Annotated in this window: 3 protein-coding genes; all 3 read left to right on the forward strand. The window is 34.7% G+C overall.

Annotation, left to right across the window (positions count from 1 at the left end):
* The first annotated feature begins 78 nt into the window (after positions 1-78).
* The 3 genes from ACIQ2S_RS12520 to ACIQ2S_RS12530 all read left to right on the forward strand — a co-directional run bounded on the left by ACIQ2S_RS12520 (position 79) and on the right by ACIQ2S_RS12530 (position 2,909).
* Positions 79-774, forward strand: coding sequence for an OmpA family protein (locus ACIQ2S_RS12520; protein WP_396176500.1), 696 nt, complete (start codon positions 79-81; stop codon positions 772-774).
* A gap of 144 nt (positions 775-918) precedes the next feature.
* Entirely contained in the window at positions 919-1,590 is a 672-nt protein-coding gene (locus tag ACIQ2S_RS12525) for a TetR family transcriptional regulator C-terminal domain-containing protein (RefSeq protein WP_396176502.1), read from the forward strand.
* A 5-nt stretch (positions 1,591-1,595) separates the two neighbouring features.
* Positions 1,596-2,909, forward strand: a complete 1,314-nt coding sequence (locus tag ACIQ2S_RS12530; protein WP_396176504.1) for an ABC1 kinase family protein — start codon at positions 1,596-1,598, stop codon at positions 2,907-2,909.
* Positions 2,910-3,025: the final 116 nt, after the last annotated feature.

Consider the following 3,025-nt stretch of genomic DNA (forward strand, 5'->3'; position numbering starts at 1 on the left):
CTTTTCAATTGGTGGATAAGATAAACGTCGGAGGAACCGTAACAGATGTAGTGTATCAATTTATAAAACAATAAAAAAATGAAAAATATAAAAATAGCTTTTCTTGCAATTACTTTTCTTATTGCACTCCCTTTCACCGGATGTAAATCTGTTCAAAATGCCAATAATACTCAAAAAGGTGTTGCCATTGGTGCAACTACAGGGGCAATTATCGGAGGTATTTTGGGTAATAACTTGGGCAAAGGTGGAAATACCGCTATGGGTGCCGTGTTGGGCGGAGTAGTAGGAGGTTCAGTTGGAGGTGTTATTGGTAACAAAATGGACAAACAAGCCAGAGAAATTGAAGAAGCTTTGCCAGGTGCAGAAGTAGATCGCGTTGGCGAAGGTATTGTTTTAGTACTAGGTGAAAACTCGGTCAACTTTGATTTAAATAAATCAACTTTAACTAGTACGGCAAAAGCCAATTTAGACAAAATAATCCCTGTTTTTCAAAGTTATACGGATACCGACATTGTCATATATGGTTATACAGACTGCACCGGTCGTGTTCAATATAATCAGACTTTGTCTGAACAAAGAGCTGCGTCGGTTAGAAGTTATTTAACCTCAAAAGGATTAATAGGCAGTAGAATAAAAACCAAAGGAATGGGTGTAAATGATCCGATTGCCAACAATGATACTCCGGAAGGAAGATCAAAAAATCGTCGCGTTGAGTTTACCATTACTGCTAATGAAAAAATGATTCAAGATGCTGAACAAGAAGTGAAAAATTAGTTTTTATAGCATTCATATTTTACGAAGGTTTTCCGGACGGAAAACCTTTTTTGTGCAACAAACTTTAACAAATATTTTGTTTAAATAATTTGCGTAAAACTTAAACAAGTATCTATCTTTGTAATGGATTTAAAATCAATAATAATGACCGCAGTAAAAAAAGCAGCATCCAAGAAAAAGGCCATCGATGACAATCAGTTAATTGAATTGTACATGAATCAGGTGCTGCAAAACAATGCAGAGCCCAAAAATGTATTCGTTTTTTGTAAGGAAAATAAAATTGTTGAAAGTGAATTTTATGCTTTTTACGGTTCTATTGAAGCGTTGAAGAAAGATATATGGGTGAAATTTTTTGAAAATGTTAAAAGTACCATCGAGCAAGACCAAAATTATTTGACCTACTCCAACAAAAACAAACTTTTGACCTTGTATTTTTCGTTGTTTGAAGTACTAACACTTAATAGAAGTTACGTAGTTTTTGCTTTGAAAGAGGACAAAAATATGTTGAAGAATTTGCAACAATTAAAAGATTTTAGAAAACACTTTAAGAGTTTTATCGTAGATATGATAGATACGCAAAGTTCTGAAGAGGATTTCAAAGTCAATAAAATTGCCAAACCACTTTATGTAGAAGGTGCTTGGGTAGAATTCTTGTTTCTGATGAAATTTTGGTTAGACGATACATCCAAAGGATTCGAAAAGACAGACATTATGATTGAAAAAGCGGTGAAAGCTACTTTTGATGTGCTGGATACAACTCCAATTGATAGTTTGATTGATTTTGGAAAATTTGTTTGGAAAGAAAAATTTAATTAGAACTATTGAAAACGCTAGATAGAATACCCACCAACAAAATTGAACGTGCAGGTCAGTTAGTTAAAACCGGAATAAAAGTCGGCGGAAATTATATTGCCTACTACGGCGAAAAGATGGTGAACCCAAGTTTGAACCGCGATAAGTTAAATGAAAATAATGCAGAAGATATTTACGACGGTTTAAAAAATTTAAAAGGTAGTGCCTTGAAAGTCGCACAAATGCTAAGTATGGACAAAAGCATCATGCCTAGAGCTTATGTTGAAAAGTTTTCGTTGGCACAGTTTTCAGTACCGCCATTAAGTGCTCCATTAGTTCGTAAGACATTTAAAAATTATTTAGGGAAATTCCCGGAACAATTATACGACACCTTCACGCCGGATTCTATAAATGCTGCAAGTATCGGTCAGGTACACAGAGCAACAAAAGATGGGAAAAATTTAGCTGTGAAAATCCAATATCCCGGCGTGGCGGAAAGTATTAGTTCTGATTTGGCTTTGGTAAAACCATTTGCTGTTAAAATGTTCAATCTTCAAGGAAATGATTCAGAGAAGTATTTCAAGGAAGTAGAATATAAATTATTGGAAGAAACCGACTATGATTTGGAGTTAAAACAGAGTCAGTTTTTATCCAAAGCCTGTGAAAATATAGAAAATTTGCGTTTTCCAAAGTATTATCCTGAATTATCGTCGAAGAAAATTTTGACAATGGATTGGATGCACGGCGAACATTTATCAGAATTTACGGCTCATAACACCGATCGAGCCAAAGGAGATCAACTCGGACAAGCTATGTGGGATTTTTATATGTATCAAATGCATCATTTGCGTCAGGTGCATGCCGATCCGCATCCGGGTAACTTTTTAGTTGATGACAAAGCTAATTTGATAGCAATTGATTTTGGCTGCATTAAGCAAGTACCGGAAGAATTTTATTTTCCGTATTTTGAATTGGCACGACCGGAGATTATTGATAATCCGGTGTTATTTAAAGAGAAATTATTTGAATTAGAGATATTGCGAACCGACGATTCACCTAAAGAAATAGCTTATTTCACGGGTTTGTTTCATCAATTATTGAGTCTGTTTACCAAACCGTTTCATGGTGAATTTTTTGATTTTTCGGATGAGGAATTTTTTGGAGCCATTGCTCAAATGGGCGAAGAGTTTTCAAAAGACACGCAGTTGCGAAAAATGAATGGTAGCAGAGGTTCCAAACATTTTTTATACATTAATCGAACGTTTTTTGGGTTGTATAATTTGCTTCATGATTTGAAAGCAAGAGTACACACTCAAACGTTTCAAAAATATATTGTCAACTGATTCAGTTGAAAATGTAGTTTGTTTATTTATTGGTTAGGTTGTTAAGAGCGGCACTCCACGTTTGAGTTTTGCCGCTCTTATTTTTTTAATTACCCCAATTCTTAAAAATACTTTCA

Source organism: Flavobacterium sp. (genome assembly GCF_044371705.1).
Taxonomy (GTDB): Bacteria; Bacteroidota; Bacteroidia; order Flavobacteriales; family Flavobacteriaceae; genus Flavobacterium.